We start from the raw sequence: 23,598 nt of genomic DNA, 5'->3' as shown, positions 1-23,598 counted from the left end.
GTATTTTTAAAAAAAAGGAGATAAAAATGAGTATTTTAAACATGATTGAAAAAAGAATTGGAATGCAAATCGAAAATATTTCAAAGTATGATGAAAAGTTTGTAGGCAAACCCCAAGCTACTAAAGAGGGAATCGGTTTTATGATGTTTGCTTTGAGTAAAATCATGAGTAATTTAGATGACGAAGAGATAGAGGAAGGAGTAGTAGATAGCGGGTATAGAAATGAACAGCATGATTATGGTATTGATGCACTATATCTAACGGCTAATAATGAAGTGATTCAATCTCCAGATGAACTGAAATCTTACAATAATGATACTAAATTTGTATTTCATATTTTCCAATTCAAAAAGGGTGTGGGAATAGATCAGGCAACCCTTTTGAAATTAAAAGAAGGAATAAAGGAAACTTTTATTAACAGTAATATTTTATATGATTTCAATAAGTATATGTATGAAGTTTATCAGAATATTTATGAGATGAGAGAGCATATATATGAAGAATTCAGTTCCAGTCAAGTACATATAAAAGTATATATATGTTTTTCTGGTGTTAAAGAAAATGTGTTGAAAGATGAAATAGTATCTAAACAACTTGTTGAAATAAAGGAAATATTAAATACTAATGCATATAAAAATGTAGAGATATGTCTAGTTGATGCCCAGGAACTAATTGACGCTGAAAGAGATAAACCTGAAATAAAAGATATAATAGCTTATAGAAAAACTTTTAAATATATAACAGAAGCGAATGAAAGTGAAAAATTAAATGGGTATATCTGTGTAGTTAATGCTCATGAGATTGCGCGATTAGTTAAAGAGTGGCAAAATCAACTTTTTGAAGCGAATATTAGAGATTATTTTCAAAATAAAGGGAATAATTCTAAAATTTTTGATACGTGCACTGATGATATCGAAGGAAAGTATTTTTGGAGCTATAATAATGGATTAACCATTACTTGTAATAAAGTTGAAGAACTCCCAAATGATAAATACAAACTTCATGGTCTCCAGATTGTGAATGGTTGCCAAACTTCTAATACTTTGTATGAAGCATTATTGAATTCAGAAAGATATGAAGATCTTTCTAGCAGAGAAACGCTAAGTGTTAAAGAGAAAACTGAACTAGATAACCTAATAAATAAAAGGCTCAATGAGGAAGCTACTGTTTTAGTTAAAATAATTGAAACGGGGAATGCAGACCTCATTTATAGAATAACTGAGACAACCAATTCTCAAACGCCTATTAAGGTGTTTAGTTTAAAAGCTAATGAGGATATACATAAAAATATTGAACAATTTTTTATGGACTATGGTGTTTATTATGAAAGAAGGGCAAATTTCTTTAAAAATCAAGGTGTTAGTTCTCAAAAAATCATTGATATTAAAAAGCTTGCCCAATTATACTTTGCAATGATTCAGTTTAAACCTTCGCAAGCAAGAGCAAATCCTAAGAAAGTTTTTATAACATATTACGATGATATTTTTCCTAATTTAAATGTCAAACAAATTAATTATAAGCTGTTTTTAGTTCCTGTATTAGTACATTTGAAAATCGAAAAACATATTCGAAGTATACTTAAATATGATTTATTAGGGATAGACGCATATAAAAGAGCGTTGCTTGGTAATGGTAAGTTTCATATTGGATGCTTTGTTTTGAGTTCGATTCTTAAGTCTAACTACAATGATAAGGGTATAGTTGAACAATTTAAATCAATTCAAAGTGTGCTAGATGATGATGATTTGTTCTCAGAGCACTTCGAAAATGCGGTAGAGGTTTTTAGAAAAACTATACAAAGCTATGCTGGAAACAAGAAAGAATCGGTACCTTCAGCATTACGAAAGGCAGAATTTGATAGTAGAATAGTAAGGGTTATAAAAAACAACAAATAAATTAAGAGAGCATGCTTCAGGTAGAGATATTTTCCTAGAGCAGAGGGTAATGGGGACTTCAACAGTGAAACTAAAAGATTGCTAGGAGTTCAGTTGGTTTAAATGAAAATTGTTAAAACTACATAGTTTTTCATAAGGAGAAAACGCAATCGAAGCACCTTTTAAGGTGCTTTTTGATTCTAATGAAGGGAAAATGTCATAAAAGGTAGAAATTAGATATAGTAAAATTTATATATATATATATTGTTCATAAGGTGGTTGGAGAAATGTCAAAATTAATTTAATACATGCCTGTGATTTTAAATAACCATCACTTACAATAACCAAAACAAAATCACGATCCTTTATGCCATTCATGAACTCTTTAAAGCTTGACTTGTATGGAATCGTATAGCACAAAATATTTATTCCATCATTAGTAGGTCTTTTGAGATTATCTTCTATATATATTTACGATTGGAGTATCGATCTTCCTTTAAGACAAAAAAAAGCGTTGGTTTATGATCTATCTCTTTCCAAGTGCTTGGTTCTTGTTATTGGTGGCTACTATTGTTATTAACTCGCAACTGCCAGGTAAGACAAATCTCAAATGACGAAATAGCTTAAATGAACAAAAAGAAGAAGCAGGACGGAGGTATGAGGCTAAAAAATCATTAGATCAACGAAAGCAGTGATAGCTCGTTTACAAGAACAATGAATGAGCTTGCGAAGTTTAAACAAGAATATTCCAACCTTAGCGAGACAAGGTAGCGCAGTTTTATTAATTGTGCCGAATATAAATTTTTTAAGAAAGGCACTATATTTGAAGGCTTTATTTTGTATGGCTCTCTCTTAATGGTCTCAGCAATCCAGAGAATACCCTGTTTTTTTGCGACAAAACTATAAATTTTGGTGATAATACTATTCTAAAAGTAGTTTTTTATGAGTTATAGTAAAATCTTTATAAAAGTAACAGAAAAGTAAACGTGTTTTATAATAGGGTTTTAAAGATTGTTCATGCAGGAGGTAAATAATTGGGATTTTTCAAATTCATTCAGGAAAACCTTAAGATTTTCTTTTTTGTATTTTTCGTTTTTGTTTTCTTCCACATTTTCATAAAACCCATGTATACAAGAATGAATATTTTGCTTTTAAATAATAGAGTTGGAAAGTATTTTTTTAAGACAGGCATCTTTAAAACTATCATTACGGTCATTTTCCCCCTTGTTGTGATGGCTTTGCTTGTTGCGCTTCAGCAAAATTACGATTTTATTCAGTTTGGCAATAAGGATAATTATAATGCCTTGGTGATCAGCATCTTAACTTTGTACGGTATTCTGTATACTTTCTTGCAGTTTACAATTGGTTATGCTCTTCAAAATAAAAATGACAAATACTGGGGCAGAAGTATAACTAAAGAGATTTTTTTTAATCACCTAGGGTCTAATGTTTTTAATTCAACAATTTTTAAACTGCTTCTATTGTATGTAGTAATTTATCCTAGCTTAAGTCAGGTGATTCATACATTATTTAATGATTTGAAAATATCTAACAATTTCCCAAAAGCATTTTGGGAATCGAGTGTATTAATTATTTATGTTCTGTATGCTTACCTATTTTTGAAAAGTTTGAATATCATGAGAGTACTTTATGACATTCAGGAAAAGCGTAGTGCATGGCTAGAGTGGAAAATCAAAAAATCGGTTACTGAAGAATATCATCAGATATTTGAATACTCTGTCAGAGACAATTATGATTATTTTTTAAATGCACTTTTTAAAGAAGTGAAATCACTAGACAAAGTAGAACAGCTTGAAATGATAATGCATGTTCTAGAAGAAGTTTTCTCTTTAGTGGAGTTTAAACAAAGTAGATGGAATATAATGTATAATGTATTCAGTCGAAGAGCACGTGAATTTAATTATAGACCATTCTACTTACATAATTTTTTTAATCAGCTGTACAAAAAAATTGAAAAAAGTAACATTGAACTAAAACTACGCGATTTGTTAGCAATCTATAGACTGCATGACCATGCAATTTATAAAAGCATAGCCGCTATTCATGTAGACGAGGAAGAATTGTTGGATAGATTAACTAGCGTTTATTCAAATACAAAAAGTTGGACGATTGATGGAGAATGCACCTATTTTAAATTACCCTCTGTTCTAGTAAATCGTATTTCTTCTTGTGATGACATTGATGAGATTCACCAACATATAACAAAAAGAATAGGTTTCCAAAAAATACAAAAAGCTAATAAATCCAATGCTAATGAATTAAAAAAATACGAAAAGATACTCATTAAAAGCTACGATACGTATTTGTATAATCTATTGGATTATTATAAGTACTATTTGGATGATCTAAAGCATAAACAATACTCCAATTTTTGGGGTTCGCATCGTTCATATGATAATACAAGCAGGATAGATGAACGAACAAGCGATATCATTTATAACTATATTATTAACATGGAATACACAGAAGAAAATAAAACGTACTTGGATTTTTTGGCTGGAAAACTAGATTTTAAGTACAAGGCATCCATAGTCTTTTATCATTTGTTATATACTGGGCCTTCATGGAAATGGAAGAGAGAAGTTCTATTCTTTCGCCATATTATAAGTGAAATATGGGTGGAAGAGTCCATCACAGATAAGGATGTGTTGGATTTCGTTTGCTATAAAATCAAGAATCATAGAATTGGCGAAGAGTTAATACGATGGGTAAGTCAGCAAGTAGATATAAGGAGATTGAATGAGGAAATTGTAGATCAGTGTTTATCTATGCATTATATGTCTTATTCAAAACTTCTAAAATTTATATTTATCTTTTCAAACAACTTCCACTACCCTATAAATTTTTATGATTTTGATTCCAGTAGTATACAGTCATCATATGATAGGGACTGGAGAATTAGCTTTTTGCAAGAAATGATTGAAACTCCCAAGTTACTAGGTGAGCGATTCTTCTTTGAGCATTTAATTTGTTTCAGCAAAGAGATTTCGTTTACGTCAGACCATTTTGTTATTGTAAATGATTTTAGAGTGTTTTTCTTAAATCCATTTTTTATACTCTCTGAAGTTCAGTTCAATGATTTGTTTGATAATCATTACCCGGGAAAGGGTATTATAGAATTCCTGATATTGCATTTTATTGAAAACGAATATAAGTATCTGACAGAAGGAACTAATGCTAGATCTTTCTTGATAAGAGTAAAAGAGATTATCAATAATAAAAATAAGTCAATTAAGGAATATGTAGAGAGCCTTGTTTGCCAAGCAAATGAATGTAGGAATTTAGCGGTGTCTGTTGTACAAAAGGTTGAAATTATTAATGGATTGCAAAATCTATTTAAGCAGCAGGACTAAAACTAAGCTTGAAATGAAACACAAAAGTATCAACCTTTTTGGGAGGTATCAACTCGTGTTCAAGTCAGATAGTTCTTTAACATGTAATGATTTAGTGGAAATTGGATGGGAAGGACTGCTGCAAGGGGCTAGAAGTAAGGAATGCGGGGCATATGCAGAGGTTCTTCTTAGGGAAGCCTTTGAAACTCAAGACCTAATTAAAAAAGAAGGACTTTTATTGTTCGGGAGCATTTCCGCACTGAAATTAGATTTGGACACAATTGAAGAGCCTTACAAGGAAGGTTTTTTATTTTACCACGGGCATTATGTTAGGTTAGACGAAATTCCAAAGTACTACTTAGATCTTTTAAAGGAATTCAAAATAGAGGATATTGATTGTGAATTAAGAGCTAGAATCTGTGATGTCTTGTGGGTTAGCCAACGTGATTTTAAGTCTGCACAACAGGCAGTTCTATCTTATTTAGATTCATTTCATAGATTAATGGATATCCAACATTGGCCTCCATGTATTAATCGAATTAATCGAGCTACTCAAATTGCAGCTTCTTTGGGCAGAAATAACGAATCAATGTCATTAGTTGTAAGCGTAATAGAAGAGGCGTTAGATCAAGTTAATGGGGAAGATTCACTATTTTTTTCAGCTCGACTCATGGAATTATTACAGGAACAAAGAATGGGAAATGCATTGAAATATGCACGATTGTCAGAAAAAATTGCCACTCGTTTTGAAGTGAAAAGTGAATGGCGGTTGGCGAGAGCCTATTGGAAAGTGTGTGCTCATTGGTATACGCTTTTAAAAAATACGGATGAAGAAAAACTGAAATCTACTCGATCTGCAGAAACTTATGTAATGGAGGCCGAACATGCTCTTCGTTCTCAAAATTCACCTAAGTATTCTTTAGCATCTGGACATATACAAAGTGCAATCGAAGCTTTAAGAAATATTATGGGAAGTACTCAAAGAATAAAGGAGTTACATCAATTATTGTTAGATTATCAAAAAAAATCGGTTCAAGAAATGATTCCAATTAAATCAGATCCTATTGATTTGAGCAATATGCAATCTGAGATATATGCAATAATTAGGGATAAAGCGTTCGAAGACGCTGTGCTAAGTTTGGTGAACTTAATTTCTTCACCTAACGTTGAAAGGTTAAGACAAACAGTTAGAGAACAAAATGAAAAGTTTCTATTCCGCCATTTATTTTCCTCCGTTGCTGTAAATAATTCTGGAAAAGTAATTGAGCGACGACCATCAACTTTTTCTGAGGATTCGGAACAAGTTGAAATTGCACTTAGAGCCGAAATGTATCAGCATGCCACAAATCATCAATTGATATTTGTACATGGAATGATAGAACCTGCAAGACTACAGATTCTTCTTGAACATCCAGTGAGAATGCGAGATATTCAATTTATCATAGAAGATAATCCTTTTATAGAAAGATCAAGAATGTATACGTACATTCGAGGATTGCATGCCGGTTTTCATGGTGATTTTCTCATAAGTACACACCTTTTAATTCCTCAATTAGAAAATTCGATTCGGATATTGTTAGAACGCTCTGGAATTATTACATCCGGTCTTGATTCAAAAGGCATTCAAGATGAAAAGAGTTTAAACACATTACTATTTGTTCCAGAGTTAAATGATATTTTAGGAAAAGATCTTGTGTTTGAGTTGCAGGGACTTTTTATAGAACGATCAGGTTCTAATCTTAGAAACCAGTTTGCTCATGGATTAGTTGATGATAATGGGTTTAGATCCTCTCAAGCGGTATATGCTTGGTGGATAATCCTGAAAATATGTTATCTGTTTAAATTATCATGGATTCAAAGCAATCAGCAAGAAATAACATTGGCTAATGAAGAATAGTTTCTTTAATTACTTGATGCTATCTCCGGCTGATTTATCTACTGCGCGTCAATATTTTGACCTTTGTGAATTTCTTATGGTATAAGTTTTAAGGAATAAAAACAAAAATTATCACTTTGAGAATCTAGCTTGCTGCATTAGCGAAATCTTTGATCCACACGGGTTTGATCAATTATCTGATGATCTTTCTTAAGTTTAGCTTATATAACAGGGAAATTATTTATAATGACTATTTTGAATAGAGGTGCTTAATTGAAGGAACTAAGCCAACTGCACTTTGAAGCTAATCCCCCGGCCTTATTAATAGCTTTAAAGGATCGTAATGATGATTTGTATTCAGTTGTAGTCAAAGTATATCGCAAAATAAAAGATATACTAGATATACGAGTTGCACAAGTTTTTCCTGACTATACACTGCATAATATCAATCATTCACTTAGAATAATACATTATATGGGGGATATTATACCGAGTATAGAGTTACTTTCCGATCTTGAGATTACTTTCTTAATTTGTTCAGCGTTGCTTCATGATATAGGGATGGGAGCTACAACTAGTGAGGTTGAAAATATTAAGACAGGGGCACTTAATTATAATAGTTATAGCTATGAAGCTTTTTTGAAAAAGTTTCACAATGATCACATAAAAGCCATCCAAGATTATATACGAAGGGTTCATGCATTGCGGTCTGCAGAATACATAAAAAATGAGCTTGAGGAAATCCTTATTATTCCAACGATGCCAAATACTAATTTTACTGAGGAAATTTCAAAAATATGCCAAGCACATACGGAGGATGTAAGTTGGATAGAAAAAAATCTAACCACATATTCTTTAAAGGGAATATATACAATTAATACACAGTTCTGTGCAATGGTTTTAAGATTAGCTGATTTATTAGATTTTGACAGTGAACGAACCCCTCCAAGTTTGTTTAAAACATTAGAACCAACGGGTGTAAGTCATGAAGAATGGAAGCAGCATTTTAGTGTGGATAATTCTAACAAGATAACTGTTGATGCTTCAAGAGGTTACAAGATAGTTGAGTTATTTGGTAAATGTAACGATTCGGTTATACACAGGAAAATACTAAAATATATAGATTGGATTAATTCTGAAATTGAAAATATAAATAAAATAACAAGTAAAATGGAAAATCAATATGTAGTGAATTTTAAATCTCATGTACGGAATGAAATTAAATCTGAAGGGTACACATTTGCAGATCTAAGATTTATTATTGATTTTCGACAAATTACAAATCTATTAATGGGTGAACAAATATATGGGCATAGAAAAAATGGATTACGAGAATTGATACAGAATTCTATAGATGCATGTAAAACGAGAAAAGAAATTGAAGATAGAGTTAGAGAATTTGGTGATGAAGTATATAAGCCAGTAGTTAAAGTAATATTAGATAGTTATAAAAATCAAGTTATTATTAGTGATAATGGTAGTGGTATGACTATTGAAATACTCAAAAAATATTTTCTAAATGTAGGATCTTCTTACTACACTTCTGATGATTATCTTTTAAAAGGTCTAAAACATAAACCAATAGGCAATTATGGGATTGGTTTTTTGGCTGGTTTTATGCTATCTGACATTGTTAATGTAAAAACAAGGCATTTTGAGAACTCCACAAGGTATGAAGTTGAATTATCAAAAGAAGATGAATATGTTTCAATAAAAGAAAGTGAAGATGTTAAACATTTCGGTACAGATATAATTCTTAAATATGATCAATTTATGAAAGTATGGCCTAAAGGCATAACGGAGATAGAAGAGTTTCTAAATTTGTACTTTCTATCTGATGGAGTCCGAATTGAATTGATAGATAAAAACTCCGAGGAAAAAATAGAGATTATCAATAACTTATTCTCTTCTGAACAAAATACTAATATAAACGATATAGGCATCAATCTTTCAGATTTTCTTGAGGGTATAACAGGAGAACTTCTAGTTAAGAATCCTCTAAATTATTTGTTCAATACTAATATTGATGACATTAATTTAAAAGGCACCGCTTACTATTTTGACAAAAAAATGATTGACTTCGCAGAATCTAGGGTTAACATTTTGGATTTAGTTAGTAATGGAGAACTTAAGGTGATCAATATTCCGATTATTGATGACGGTAAAAGTTTAGATAAGATAATTGAGGTTTTTGATGATTTAGATGAGGCATTACAGCATTATATTGAAAAAAATAATACAGACTATATTACAATTTTAGCTTCTGATGACAAGATAGCCACGGCAAAAGAAGGAATATTATCTTATCGTGAATCTATTATGGATGAATTGAATTTTAGTGCTTTATATGATTATGGACAGGACAGAATGTGTAACCACACATTAATTGATTTTGACTCATTTAATATTTTTTATCTTTCTGGTAATGATGTGTTTTTGGAACTGGTTGATAATTCACCAAAACAATATTATTCGCAAAATAGAAGGACATCTTTCGATCTTAAGCTTTACATTAAAGGGGTGTATGTCAAATCCCTAGCACTTACACTAAATAAAATGCTTTATTATTTAAGATTTGAGGAATTTAAAATTAATATTGTTATGGATGATATCGTACCAAATGTATCAAGGGATGATATTAACATAGAGATTGAGAATGATATTTGTAACGCGATTTATCAGGCTATTTGCTTGGGAGTATATGTGAAATTAAATGATCCTGTTCAAAAAGAAACTTTAATTGAATACTTAAGACAGTTTAAATCCATTCAGACTCCTTTTCTAAAAGAAAAATATAGAAATATGCTTTGCTAAGTCTTAGTGTATTCACGTTATTAGTCACACATTTTTCTTGCTGTGGCTGTGCATTGCGTTGTAATCGAACGTTGAATAATGCAACTTAAAAAAATCTCTGTGAGTGGAGAGGAGAGGTTCTATAGGATAGGATAAACGAGAGAATTTTTTTAGGAGAAGGGTCCGTTTTCTAATAAAGGGCAGTTTCGTAAAGCTTTTATCCTCCCTTTGCTAACATTTTTGCTAACATCGCTGCATATCCAAATCTCTGAACGTATAAGAGTCTAGAACAAAAAAATCCTTTAACCCGCGCGGTTAAAGGATTTATGTACGATCTTTCTGTGGTGTAGGTAAGGTACTAAAAAGACTACTTCAGGTCTTAAAATCCTGCGGTACGTGAGTACCGTACGGGTTCGACCCCCGTCCTCGGCATCACAGTGAAAACCTTGAGAAATCAAGGTTTTTTTGTTTATCTTGAGTAAAGCATCCGTCAAAAGCTAAAGATTCTGTATATCTGGGAATTACATCCAAACTCACAGAAATCAGGTTGATAATACTCTTTTTCAGTGCTTGTCAATTCACAAGCTCTGGAGAGGAGCTTTTTAATATGTAATATTTCATGAAGCACCGTATATCGAACGGTACGTACAGTGGTGTGAGAGATTGGAGTTCATTGATTATTGTCGAATAACATCTTAATTTGTTGTATTATTGATAAAGCTAGTTTTCAAGATTCAAGGAGGGTTATAGTTTGCTTACACTGAGAAGAGCCGAGCCGCGTCAAAGTAAAAAGCTCAGTCTCACATCGCTGCTTACGGGCTTGGTTACGCTGGTGGTTCTACTAACCTCAAGCATTCTTCTGATCGGTTCTTACGAGTCCAAAAAACAATCATTGATGGAGACTACGCTCCATTTGAATTACTACAACGCTGACCGAATGACCAAGACAATGGATTCCTTATTTCAGTCCATGCGCAGCAGTTTGGAATATAGCGCTGCCACACTCTCCGATGACGATGGCTCAACGCCGAAGCAAGTAGATGATAATTTAGAACTGATGCGCAATAGTAGCAATTACTTCAATTCTATCGCCGTGGTCGATGCCGACGGGCTGGTCCGCAACGTAGTACCGACTAGTTTGGGGACAACAGGCGACCATATTACTTCTAAAGTCGGTTTGGAAGCTCTGGCGTTCAAAAAACCTTACATATCCTCCCCCTATATGACCCAAACCACCAAGAGACTAATTGTGTTTATGAGTCAGCCGATTTTCAGCAACAATGGTATATATCGCGGTATTTTGAGCGGCACGTTTTATCTGCAAGAGAACAATATTTTGTCTATGATTTTTGGCGACAACAACGTGGACAATTCTGGCTCTTATTATTATATTGTGGATTCAAGCGGGCATCTGTTGTACCACCCGGATAAGCAGCTCATTGGGGAGGATGTCAGCAGTAACAAGGTTGTACAGAAACTTATGAAAGGGGAAAGCGGGGAACAGCAAGTGCGCAACACCCGTAGCGTTGAAATGCTTGCCGGATACTCCAGCGTACCGGCCAATGGCTGGGGAATCGTGGTCGTTTCGCCGATTAGTGTCATTCATCATCAACTGATGGGCCACCTTCGGACAATTCTCGGGTATTCGTTGTTTCCGTTCATTATACTCCTGATGGGCGTCATTCTCGTAGCACGCAAGCTGGCCCGGCCTTTTGTGTACCTGGCAAATCTGGTGAGCAGAATGGGCAAGGAGAAGATTGAATTGCCAGAAGCGAAGCCGCAATGGAGCCGAGAGGCAGATCTGCTGACCAAGGCTGTGTTGCTTGCCGTGACGGATATTCAGAAGCAGACGGATCAACTGACCCAAGAGGCTACGACGGATGCTCTGACTGGTTTAATGAACCGGAGATCGTTAGAGTATACGATGAGTCAGTGGATTACCTCTGGGCAGCCGTTTTCGCTCATTGTACTGGATGTAGACAAATTCAAACTCGTGAACGACACTTACGGCCATCTCATCGGCGACGAAGTGCTGAAACATGTAGCCAAAGTTATAGTTACCTCGTTTCGTCCAGACGATGTTTGCTACCGCTACGGCGGTGAAGAGTTCATCATCTTGCTAGCCCACACAATTCCTGAGGAAGCTTTCATCATAGCTGAAAGAGTCCGGCGGGCAATGGAACAAAGCAGGGGGCCAATCCCGACACAGGTTACGATCTCTCTAGGTATCGCCCATTATCCTATTCATGCATTGGAGCGGGAGGGGCTGCTGGAGAAGGCGGATCAAGCGTTATACCTGGCTAAGAGCAGGGGAAGAAACCGGACGATGGTCGCTGATGTTTGAAACAATTTCTCGAAATTTGCGGTGCGTTCCTTATCCTCTGCATCATAGTGAAAGTTGAAAATGCGGCACCAGCAACAATGGAAGAAGCATTAATTAATTGATAATATTCCCGAGGAAAGAAAACCAGAGTGGGAGTATTATTATCGTTGGGTATTTCCTAAGAGCAAGTAATTAAGAAAGCCAGAAACGCACATAATTCTTACTATTAAAGGGCTAGGTGTTGAACTTTAAGCACTGAAAACTCCAGTGTTATCAACGCTTTGCGGGAATAGGCAGACGCACAGGACTAAAATCCTGTGGTACGTGAGAACCGTACGGGTTCGACCCCCGTCCTCGGCATCACTAAAAACAAGGGTTTCAGCTCATTTGAGCTGGAACCCTTGTTTGATTTTAAGCGGGTTTGCTGGCATTTTGCTAACGCCGGTTCATTCTGGTTTTATAACGGCAGCCTCCTTTACTGAATTTCCGTCAAAGGAGCCGGATGCCAACAATATGCAATGTTCCCTTTTCGTACTCGTTTCTTTCGGTTTCTGCAAAAGGGCGTGTACAAAGATTTGAATTCATTAGATCCAATGAAGGCGCATATTTATAAGGGTTACCAGGTTAGATACAGTCCGGATGCAAGCATAATAACCATCGTATTATCAAGCGCAAACTTGAGCGGAGTCAGATATGATGTTTTCAATTCAAACAACAACTCTGTTTTGAATGGTCTCATTTCCATAGCCGGAAAAGCAGCAGTTGCATGCGCTGGGGTAATAAAAGGAGGCAGTTATGCAGGATTTTGCAATGTCGATGTTATGGTTATGGATTTGCTATTTTATAGTGACTATTGTTGGAGTTTTACATACCGTATTTAATATTTATGTGTTAAAAATGAGTCCAATGGACGAAAAAGGTATGGGGTAGGGATATGAAAAAACAAAGCCTTGGCATCCTCTTTATAATGTCATTCTGTTTTCTATCTTTGGTTGGCTATATATGCGGGGGTTATCTGTACCCAACCTTGAAGAAGCTCTTATTACAGGGGCAATATGGGCCGGAGTTTGCATTATAATTGATGTTTTGGGCTGGGTGATCATTAAGCATCCTTGGAGTCTTTCTTTCAAAGAATTCTATATTCATTATCAGCCATGGATTACACTTATATATTTGGTTATTTTTATGGGTCCTGTAATCGGATATTTGTTCGTTTAATTAAATTTCATATGGAGCATGAGGGCATGGCATTGAAATCGGGCGGTCATTGATTTCTGTTTTGCATGCTACACTTGTTCGAGTCATTGAATCGTATACAATTGTTCAGGCACATGAGAAGGCTCTTAACTTTCTCATGTGTTTGTTTTTATTTGGCAGACCTGATCTCATCTTGCAAAGTTATAGTGCTTCCAAGGGCGATGGCTTCATCGACCGCGAATGACAGTCTGATATCTATTAAGGCATCCGCTAATGAGTATGCTGAAATTCCCGTGTGCAGGAAGCTGGACATATTCAATAAGGCTTGTCCTATCCCAATCTCTTCATCAGAAAGGGGAGAGGGATGAAACGGGTTCTGAAATAGACTAAGCTGTCCTGCACGCAATTCATGCAAGGAGAGACTTTCCAGACTGCCTTCCTGTCCGCCTTGAATCCGACTAATGTTCATATACTCGGTCTCTTCGGTTCCCAGGCGACGGATAATCTCATTATCGCGAATTTCTCCATGTGATCCGCGGATGAGTACCCGGTTGGTACGGAGGGGCGAGAAATATTGGGAGCGAGTGAAGTCAAGCACAGCGCTTTTGCCGGAGGGAAACACCATAATTGCGATATCCTGCTGCTCTGTCTTCAGGTCATCTTCGGCCTCCCTCCCCCTATAAGAGAAGTCCATGATTGGAACCTCTAGCCGGCGAGCTGTGATTTCACATGCTGTGCCAGTGATCGAGAGCCATTTACGGATCAGGCTGATTCCATGATAACCATGCGCAACAGAGACTTGAACATGACCTACCTCGCCCAAATGTCCGGTTTGAATATAGGCGGTTCTTGCCTGATGATGAGGCAACAGCGGATATTGCTCGGCTATTTGAATCAGAGGGAAATCAATGGCACTGGATCGAAGCAGTTCATATTCAGCCGGCGTGGAGGCGGTGGGTGTTTCGGCCAATACAGGTACTTGCAGCGCTGCAAGCTCCAACAGCAGTGAGACGGCAGAGGTTTTGGACACCGCCAGAACCACAAAATCGCTCTCGGCCGCAAGACGTTCCATCGAGCTGTACACGGTCAGGTTCCATTTGTCGATCAGTTGCTGGTATTTGGCAGGGTTGCGGATCAATACACCGGTTACCTGAAATTGCTGCGGAAGCAGGTGAGCCAACTTAAGATACATTTCCGCCCGCCAGCCGCTTCCGATTATTCCAAAACGAATTGGTCTGTTCATCTTTAAAATACACCTCTAATGGTTGATTTGTATGTAAACACCTTCGTAGCACAGGTATCAGTTGTCTCTTATTATTGTATATAAAAAATGATAGAGTACATAGGATTATGTATAATATGAAACTATTACTTTTTGTTGTCTTTAGCTAAGCTATCTTTTGCATTTACATACAAAGAAGCGATTATCCAATAGCCGGATGATCGCTCCTTTGTATAATCCACTTATAAAATTTCAATCAATGACCTTCCGTGATTGTTAACGGTGTAAATTGTGGAACCCAAATTGACAGCGGAAGCACTTGCAGAGGCGATCATTAAGCTGGAACTAATCAAGACTACGACTGTAAGCAAGAACATTTTCTTTTTCATTAGTAAACTCTTTGACTATTATTTTTTCCATTATGTTGTGATACATTTGAAGTTGTGATTGATGAGCATGTTCTCTTAGGAGCTCAAAGAGTGCTACTGATTTCTTGAGGTTTGTATCGTTTTCAATTTTGATACTAAAAATCAGAGTTTCTAGAATAGTGTTGATTGCTTCGTTCATATTCTCTTGTTCGTAGTAATACATCACCAGCAAATAAATGTATTCCTCGTAATATCTTATTTCCACATTAGTCACATACTTTTCTATGTCATTTACGTTGTTTTTAAGATCACTCAGAATCCAATCTACGGAATAGTTATATTTTATCGAGGATTCCAAGATGGTAATTAGTCCTGGCAGTAACTCTTCCTCAGCACTGTTTCTAATAAATTCAACATACTCCTTTAGGACTCCTGTCTGGCCCTCCAAAAGGTCGAGCACGTAGGTATTGGCTTTTGCAATATTACAGTAGTATTTGACTTCATTAATTCCCTCATCATCTAGTCCTTTGATCCAGCCCAATTCAGCATATTTTTGAATACACATTCTAGCCTCAGGATACTTACCGAGCTTTTGCAGTGCGATTCCTTTTGAACATAAGCTAAATCCAAAATAATAGGGAATACTCCGCTTCAGGTTTTGTTCTCTCAATGTGTCACTGCTTGTCTCATATATGAATGCAATCTGGGTAATCAATCTATCTGCAATTTCAATCATAGCACCCCAATTTTCCAATGAAAAAGATGCCTTAAGCATACTAGTTAAGAAATCAGCATTTAATCCATCCAAATCCAACTTCAATGCGATCTTCCTTTCTTCTGTATATCATTCATCTGTTATAGCTATGTCGGTTGTATCTCTAGACTATTCTTTATTTTACCAATAAAGTAAGTGATTTTCATCACTGGAACGAGGAAACAAGAGTTTGTTTTGTGATTGTCCCAATATAACTAGGGTACAGTGTTTTTACTAAGTTCTTCGAATCGAGGGAATTATGTCTGTTAGGCTGTTTATTTGCCCCTCTATTTTGGGGTTATTTGTACGTAAAATACCGAAATGTACCTATCTTGGGAATCCATATTCAATTATGATCTTCCCGAAAGAAAGCGCTATCAAAGTAATTTTGACCACATTTCATGAGGGGGTAAGGATGATTTGAAGCGAATGGGAAAAAGATTGGGTATGAGTCTGCTAGTATTCATTATTGCAGCAGTACAGTTCGGTTTTACAGGAATGAAAGGCAATGTTGCGCAAGCGGCGGAAAAGAGTATGGCTCAAAAGCCGTATATGGGCTGGAGCAGTTACAGTATGCAAGTGTATGATGGGGCAGGAAACTGGACATCGGCGGAGAGCGTTAAGAAGCAATCGGATGCGATGCATGAGAAGCTGCAAGCCCATGGATATGAATATATTAATATTGATGCGGGCTGGAATGGCGATATGGATGAATACGGGAGACCTATTCCTAGTGAAGTCCTTTATCCGAACGGATTTCAGGAGGTCATTGACTATGTTCATAATAATGGACAAAAGATTGGGATCTATCTGATCCCGGGGGTATCTATCGATGCATATAACCGAAATCTTGAGGTGTATGGGACAGGCGGCGAATGTCGTATTCAGGATATTACGGCCAAGCCGCTTACCATTATGGATTATTGGAATTCCTACACCTATAAAATTGATTTCACGAATCCCTGTGCCCAGAAGTATGTGGATTCTATTGCAGATATGCTTGGCGAGTGGGGGATCGATTTCGTCAAATTCGACAGCGTAACCCCTGGGTCGGGGATTGACAACTTGAGCCGGGATGCACGCGGCGATGTAGAAGCATGGTCCAAGGCTTTGGATAGAAATAACATCTGGTTTGAGCTGTCCTGGGCGCTCGATCACAATTACGTAGAATTCTGGAAAAAATATGCTAACGGTTGGCGAATTGATTGGGATGTTGAATCTTATGACGGAAGTGGGTTGACAGCATGGCCGAGTATTTCCCGATTATTCCCCAAAGCGGCACTTTGGTGGCGGGACGCAGGCCCTGGTGGCTGGAATGACTTCGATTCCCTGAATGTTGGTAACGGCTCCATGGATGGTCTGACCAAGGATGAGCGGAAGACTGCGATGACGTTTTGGTCCATTTCTTCCGTACCGCTCTATACGGGGAATGACATGACACGGCTGGATAGTTATGGACTAGAACTGCTTACCAATGATGAGGTAATTGCCGTAAATCAGGCTGGACGGCCTGGACATCCGGTGTCGATGGATACCCAGCAGCAGGTCTGGTACGCCAATAATGGAGATGGGACTTACAGCGTTGCTTTGTTCAATCTGGGTAGTCGGGGTGCGGAGGTTAAAGTCAAATGGAGTGATCTTGGCCTTGATGGTCCGGCTTCAGTGCGCGACCTATGGAGCCATTCCGAGCTGGGAACCTTTGAGAAGGAATTCAGCGGTGGCATCCTTGAACCCCATGCCTCTCGCATGCTTAAAGTAACCGCGCTAAGCGGTACATCAGCTGTCAATAACGATGATACAGGGATGCGCTACAGCGGAGTTTGGAAGCGAAATGGAGGCAAGGAGCTGTTAGAGGGAAAGCAGGATCTGAGCATTACAATCAAGGATTCCAGTGCTGCTACCAGTACTCCTCAAGAGGATGCTCTTAGCTCTGGAGCTGCCCCTGCTGCGGATTCAGCTTCGGCAAGCAATACCACCGTTACGGATGTGGTTTACATTAATGATAATGACAGCGGCATTAAATACAACGGCACATGGCAGGTAAGCTCAGCCCGAGAACATGGAGATTATAATGGCGATGTGCACTATACCGAGAAGGACGGTGATTTTTTTGAGTACACCTTTACGGGAACGGGCATTGAGCTGCTGACGGAAAAGCATGAATCGCAAGGAGAAATGATTGTTACATTAGACGATGGGGTTGCACAGACTGTAAATGCGTATACAAGTGGACCGAGAGAGGTACAACAATCTCTTTATAGTGTATCAGGACTTTCTAACGGCCCTCACACGCTTAAGGTGAACAAGGGATCAGGAAATTATATGCTGCTCGACGCGCTGAAAGTGACAACAGAAAGTCCGGCTGGGGGTCAGAACAGTTCTATCACTCCGACTTCCGCTGGGTTTGATAAAGCAACGGAACAACAGAAGGATGTCACAGTCACGCTTAATCTGCATGGTAATACGCTGAGTGGTATTGAGAATAATGGAGTGGCACTCCGCGAAGAAGATTATACGGTGACTAATGACAAATTGACCATTAAGAAGGAATATCTGGCACGGCAATCTGCTGGCATAACAAGTCTTAACATCATCTTTAACGCCGGTGATCCACAGACACTAGCGGTACACATTAGCGATTCTACAGGCATCCGTTATGTGATGGTTAATAACGACGATCCGGGAATCAAATATAACGGTAATTGGTCCCGCAGTAGTGGAAGAGGAATGGGCGACTACAATGACGATGTGCAGTATGCGGAGCAGAATGGTGATTCTTTTGAATATACCTTCAGAGGAACAGGGATTCAACTGTTCACTGAGGTAGACGAATCACAAGGGGATATGGATATCTATGTAGACGATCAATTCAAGGGCACGGTAAGCGCTTATCGAAACGGGCGATTATCACAGCAGATTCTGTACAGTATCTCTGGGCTTACAGATGGACAGCACACACTCAAGGCTGTGAAAAAATCAGGCAGATTCATGCTGCTTGACATGCTCAAGGTAGAGATTCCGAATATGATTAATCCGATCGCAGCGAGCTTTGATAAATCGCCTTCTGCTCAGCAGGACATTGAGATTACACTTCTACAACAGCCGGAAAGCTTCATAGGCATTACGAATGGATCATATCATCTGGTTCCTGGGACCGATTATACGGTAGCTGGTGACCGTGTTACACTGAACAAATCTTATCTCGCAGCACAACCAGTGGGAAAGCTGAACCTCAGCTTTACTATTGGTGGCGATTATCTTAATGATGTGCATTCAACGACAGTGGACGGCGATTCCTTTGAATATACCTTCAAGGGCACTGGAATCCGATTGATCACACCTACGGGTCCAGATCAAGGTGAAGTAGATATTTATGTGGACGGACAATGGATTCAGACCGTGAATGCTTATAGTCAGAGTCGACTGACACAACAGGAGATTTATAGTATTTCTGGATTGGCAAGCGGCTTACACACACTTAAAGCTGTGAAGAAATCAGGTAATCTCATGCTGACAGATCGATTGAAATTCACAGTCCCAACCAGTGATGGCGGAACAACGAACCCTACAGAACCTCCAACACCAACGCCGACGCCGACGGCAACACCTACACCGACTGATGCAGGGGGTCCGTCTATACCAGCTCAGCCTTCATTCACACCTACCCTGACTCCGACGCCAACGCCAACTCCGGCATCTGGAACTGATGGGAAGGATGATGCCGAGACGATGCGACATTCGGCGTATATCAACGGATATCCGGGAGGCTTCTTTAAACCCGATGCTCCCATTACCCGTGCTGAGATGGCAACCATCCTAGCGAAGGTTGCTGAGAAAGAGGCCACTGGATCAGGCGTAACATTCAGTGATGTTCCCTCCAGCTATTGGGGGGCAGATGCTATTGCCAAAGTAGCTAAGATGGGACTAATGAACGGTTATACTGATGGTACTTTTAAGCCTAATCAACCATTGACGCGTGCAGAAATGGCTAGTTTAACAGCCATGCTGAGCCCGAATTCTACAACATCGGGCCGCGGCTTCTCTGACATCACCGGTCACTGGGCACAGGCAGCGATAAAGAAAGCCCAAGATATAGGCATAATGAATGGCTACAGTGACGGAACTTTCCGTCCGAATTCCAAGCTTTCTCGTGCGGAAGCCGTTACAGCTATCAACAGAGTTTTGGGCAGGGGCCCGCTTATGGGTGTCTCGCAGCCAGGGTGGAACGATGTTCCAGTCTCCCACTGGGCATTCGGTGATATTGAGGAGGCTTCGACCGACCATATCTCGAAGCCTAGTACACAAGGCGGAGAACAGTGGACAGAATAAGTTGAGCGATGAATGAACGGAGGGGCCTTCTTTGGCCCCTTTTTTCTGAATGATATGAGATGAGAAAAAGAAGGGGAGATGAGCATGAATATTCTGATTACCGGAGCAAGTGGATTTATCGGAACGGCTCTAGCCAAGTATTTGGCAGATAAACATACAGTGATTTGTCTGTCACGCCAAGCTCCGGAAGGGGCTTTTACGTATGTTCAGGGTTCTTTTGATTCGGCGGAGGATTTGAGCAGGCTGGACTCGTATGATATTCAGGCGGTGATTCATCTTGCCGCAGTAACTGGCGGCTCTACTGAGGAGGAAAGCCTTGCTGTTAATGTGCTGGGAACAAGGAGATTGTACCGATATCTGCTTGACCACGGTTGCCAAAAGTTCATCACAGCGAGCTCCATTGCCGTGGTGGGTGGACTCACTGAGGATTTTATTCCGCTTGAGCTGCCTATCCCAGATGATCATCCCTGTTTGGCAGCGGATGCCTATGGGCTAAGCAAGGCTATGGTCGAGGAGTTGACCCGGTATTTTCATCGCAATCATAAAGATACCGACTTTATCAATCTTCGCTTTGGAGCTGTAGCTTCCCCAGGCTGGATTCCTCCTGTCTTGAAGACAGGATCCAAGCCAACGCTCCCGTTCATCACACTGGGGCATGTCCATGCTGAGGATGTGGTGGAGGGAATTACTGCGGCACTGGAAGCTCCACTTAAGCCGGGGGTAAGAACTCTCAATCTGGTTGGGCCGGATGCTAGCAGCAATTTGCCAGTGGCTGAGCTCCTTACCCCGTTGGTGGGGAATGATTATAATTTGGATTATTATCATTTTTCCGGTCAAGAATATAAGCCTTTGTATGCTATGGATCGTTTTAAGGAGGAATTCGGTTTTGTGCCTTCACATTCTACCCGCCATACGATGGGTACAACTTAGGAGGGGTAACACACTGGAAAGATAAAAAAATTCGGATGGTGAATAAAAAGCAGTGATAACGGCGTATATCGCTGCTTTTTATCCAGTTCTGAAAGTTTTAACACCTGTAAAATTGGGTTTGCACACTTGACTATTAAGTAAAATGTTTTAATCTATGGTAATGATAGCGCTATCGAAATGATATTAGGGGAGGGGTCACTACGCTTAAATATTCCAATATCTTTCGTAAATTCTTAATCTCCTATGTAGTCATTTTGGTCATTCCCAGCATTGGCGGATATATGTCCTATCTGACTTCGATTTCTGTGACAGAGTCTATCTCTATTGAGAACGGGGTCACCCAGCTCCAGAAAAGTCAGGAAATATTGGAGCGCCGCATGGCGGAAGTAGAAGGGTTTACCAGGCAATTGGCAGTCAACCAGGAGCTAAACGTTCTGATGAATGAAAGAGACAATGAGACGAACGTGTATGGCATTTGGAGAACGATGCGGAATGTCCTGACTTTCGGTCAGACGAATGATTTTTTGCAAAACTATTATATTTACCTCGCCAATTATAATCTTATTCTAACCCCAGGTTCTTCTTACCGACCGGAACATTACTACTCTAATTTCAACTATAAGGATCTTTCACTACAGGATTGGACCAAAGAAGTGCTTGAGAAAACCCACCGCAGTGAAATCAAGCCACTCAGTGACTATGTTAGCAGGGGCATGCAAACCTCCGTTATTACCTATATGCAGTCACTCCCTCTGGATAGTTTCAACGATTCCTCACCAGCTGTCGCGGTAGTGATCATAGACGAGAAAATCATTTCTAGTCTGTTATCTGGTCTAACTGAGCGTTACGGAGGCTGGGTTCATATCAGCGATGCTGAAGGAAATACGATTGTCCTGCAGGGAAGTGATGAGCAGAAAATGGCCCATATGACCGCTGATTCGGATTTTGATAAAAACAAGGTTAGTCAGTTCTATGAAGACGATCTAGTGATCACGACTCGTTCGGATTCGAACGGCTGGGTATACCAGACAGGGATTCCCCGGCATATTTTGATGGAGAATGCTAACAAGATCAAGCAAATGTCCATACAAATTACTGGAGGGACATTACTCATCGGCTTGATAGTCGGACTAATACTTGCTTACCGTAACAGCGCTCCAATCAACCATATGCTTAGCGTTATGAAGGAGCAATTTGGCAAGGAAGAGGCCTCCGCCAAGAATGAATTTGACTTTTTAAGCGGAAATATTGCCAATATGATCACCAAGAACAAGCTGCTGGAAACCGAACTTAATCGTCAGCTGCCGTTGGTCAGGGATGCATTTCTGAAGCGGTTATTAGCAGGTGAATTCAAAACGCATGATGAGATTCTCACTGCCGCTGAGCAGGTGGGGATTAACTTGAAACAGAACACTGGATATGTTGGAATTGTTCAGATTAACGGCTATGCCGGTATGGACAGCGTTGAAATTCTCAATGAGCTGAATGCTTCCCGTTTGCTGCTGAAGCAGTCCCTATCGGATCTCGGAGTGGATGTACTAATGACGGATATGGGCTCCGACAAAGTGGTAACTCTGTTTTTCTCCAAGGAAGAAGAGACCGACAAAGCGTATGAGGCAGAAAATATCACTAACATTCTGGAGAATTTGGCGCAGTACGTTTTTAATGAGTACCGTATTACTACTCAGGCGGGCTTCGGTGATCTTTTCACAGAAATAACGGAGGTTAGCCTTTCCTTTGACCAAGCCAAGCAAGCTCTGGAATATGCCGTCTACATGAATAAAAAAGGAATTGTATGGAGTAGCGAAGCCCAAAATGAGAATACGACCTACTATTATCCACTGGATACAGAGCAACGTCTGATCAGTACCATTCGGGCTGGAGAACTAGAAGAAGCTAAACGGATTGTTCGTGCGATCGTCGCCCAGAACATGGAACAGCGTGAATTATCCATGGAAATGAAGCAACAGCTTGTTGGTGAAATAAAAGGGACGTTTCTTAAGCTTCTGGATCAAAAGGCTTTTACAGAATACCCGGACATCGAGAGTGTGAAGCGGAGGGTCATAGACATTGGTTCATCGGAACGACTCGAAATGATTCAGACCGAATTTTTTGTCATTATGGAAGAACTGTGCGGACTTATTGCAAATAAAAAGAAGGATGTTCATATTCAGATTATTAAGCAGATCAAGGAATATACCGTAGAGAATTATTCGGATACAGAGCTGAGTCTGTACCGGGTAGCTGAACAGGTGGAACGGCCTGAAAAATACATTTCTCAATTGTTTAAAGAAGTTACCGGTGTCAATTTCTCCGATCATCTGATAAAAGTGAGAATGGATCAGGCTGTGATTTTGCTCAAAGATAGTCGGTATACGGTCGATGAGATTGCCATGCGGGTGGGCTATAACAGTTCACATTCTTTCAGACGGGCCTTCAAGCGGTTAATCGGCGTTTCACCGAGCGCTTATAGACAGTCTATTGATGAATAAATAGTTGTTTGGTGAAAATTAAGTATTAGACTGATCCATTAAAAGAAGCAGCGGCGGACCAAGACTTGATAAATAAAGTCTTAGACT

10 protein-coding genes are annotated in these 23,598 nt (G+C 38.8%); 8 read left to right on the top strand and 2 right to left on the bottom strand.

Annotated features, from left to right (window positions below):
- Positions 1 to 26: 26 nt before the first annotated feature.
- From NSS87_RS23310 to NSS87_RS23290, 5 genes are all read left to right on the top strand, one after another.
- Positions 27 to 1,895 carry an AIPR family protein gene (locus tag NSS87_RS23310; protein WP_339243072.1) on the top strand — a complete coding sequence of 623 codons (1,869 nt, stop codon included), beginning with the start codon at positions 27 to 29 and terminating at the stop codon, positions 1,893 to 1,895.
- Between the two features lie 1,013 nt (positions 1,896 to 2,908).
- Positions 2,909 to 5,248, top strand: a complete 2,340-nt coding sequence (locus tag NSS87_RS23305; RefSeq protein WP_339243070.1) for a hypothetical protein — start codon at positions 2,909 to 2,911, stop codon at positions 5,246 to 5,248.
- 55 nt (positions 5,249 to 5,303) lie between these two features.
- On the top strand, positions 5,304 to 7,124 hold the full coding sequence (locus NSS87_RS23300) for a DUF4209 domain-containing protein (protein ID WP_339243068.1): 1,821 nt from the start codon (positions 5,304 to 5,306) through the stop codon (positions 7,122 to 7,124).
- Between the two features lie 252 nt (positions 7,125 to 7,376).
- Positions 7,377 to 9,917, top strand: a complete 2,541-nt coding sequence (locus tag NSS87_RS23295) for an ATP-binding protein (RefSeq protein WP_339243066.1) — start codon at positions 7,377 to 7,379, stop codon at positions 9,915 to 9,917.
- Between the two features lie 730 nt (positions 9,918 to 10,647).
- Positions 10,648 to 12,240, top strand: a complete 1,593-nt coding sequence (locus NSS87_RS23290; RefSeq protein ID WP_339243064.1) for a sensor domain-containing diguanylate cyclase — start codon at positions 10,648 to 10,650, stop codon at positions 12,238 to 12,240.
- Positions 12,241 to 13,585: 1,345 nt separating this feature from the next.
- Here the strand turns inward: NSS87_RS23290 and NSS87_RS23285 are convergent.
- Together NSS87_RS23285 and NSS87_RS23280 are read right to left on the bottom strand one after the other, a co-directional pair.
- Positions 13,586 to 14,659 (bottom strand): Gfo/Idh/MocA family oxidoreductase, encoded by a 1,074-nt coding sequence (locus tag NSS87_RS23285; protein ID WP_339243062.1) that lies wholly within the window; start codon positions 14,657 to 14,659, stop codon positions 13,586 to 13,588.
- Positions 14,660 to 14,983: 324 nt separating this feature from the next.
- Positions 14,984 to 15,826 (bottom strand): DNA-binding protein, encoded by an 843-nt coding sequence (locus tag NSS87_RS23280; protein WP_339243060.1) that lies wholly within the window; start codon positions 15,824 to 15,826, stop codon positions 14,984 to 14,986.
- Between the two features lie 363 nt (positions 15,827 to 16,189).
- Here NSS87_RS23280 and NSS87_RS23275 point away from each other — a divergent pair, with 363 nt between their 5' ends.
- From NSS87_RS23275 to NSS87_RS23265, 3 genes are all read left to right on the top strand, one after another.
- Positions 16,190 to 20,089: a X2-like carbohydrate binding domain-containing protein gene (locus NSS87_RS23275; protein ID WP_339248643.1), complete on the top strand. Its 3,900-nt coding sequence runs from the start codon at positions 16,190 to 16,192 to the stop codon at positions 20,087 to 20,089.
- Positions 20,090 to 20,173: 84 nt separating this feature from the next.
- On the top strand, positions 20,174 to 21,019 hold the full coding sequence (locus tag NSS87_RS23270) for an NAD(P)-dependent oxidoreductase (protein ID WP_339243058.1): 846 nt from the start codon (positions 20,174 to 20,176) through the stop codon (positions 21,017 to 21,019).
- A gap of 281 nt (positions 21,020 to 21,300) precedes the next feature.
- Positions 21,301 to 23,511, top strand: coding sequence for a helix-turn-helix domain-containing protein (locus NSS87_RS23265; protein WP_339243056.1), 2,211 nt, complete (start codon positions 21,301 to 21,303; stop codon positions 23,509 to 23,511).
- Positions 23,512 to 23,598: the final 87 nt, after the last annotated feature.

This window comes from Paenibacillus sp. FSL F4-0243 (assembly GCF_037963295.1).
Taxonomy (GTDB): Bacteria; Bacillota; Bacilli; order Paenibacillales; family Paenibacillaceae; genus Paenibacillus_AQ.
Note: the sequence above shows the minus strand (reverse complement) of the source record. Positions and strands in the feature narration are given on the sequence as shown.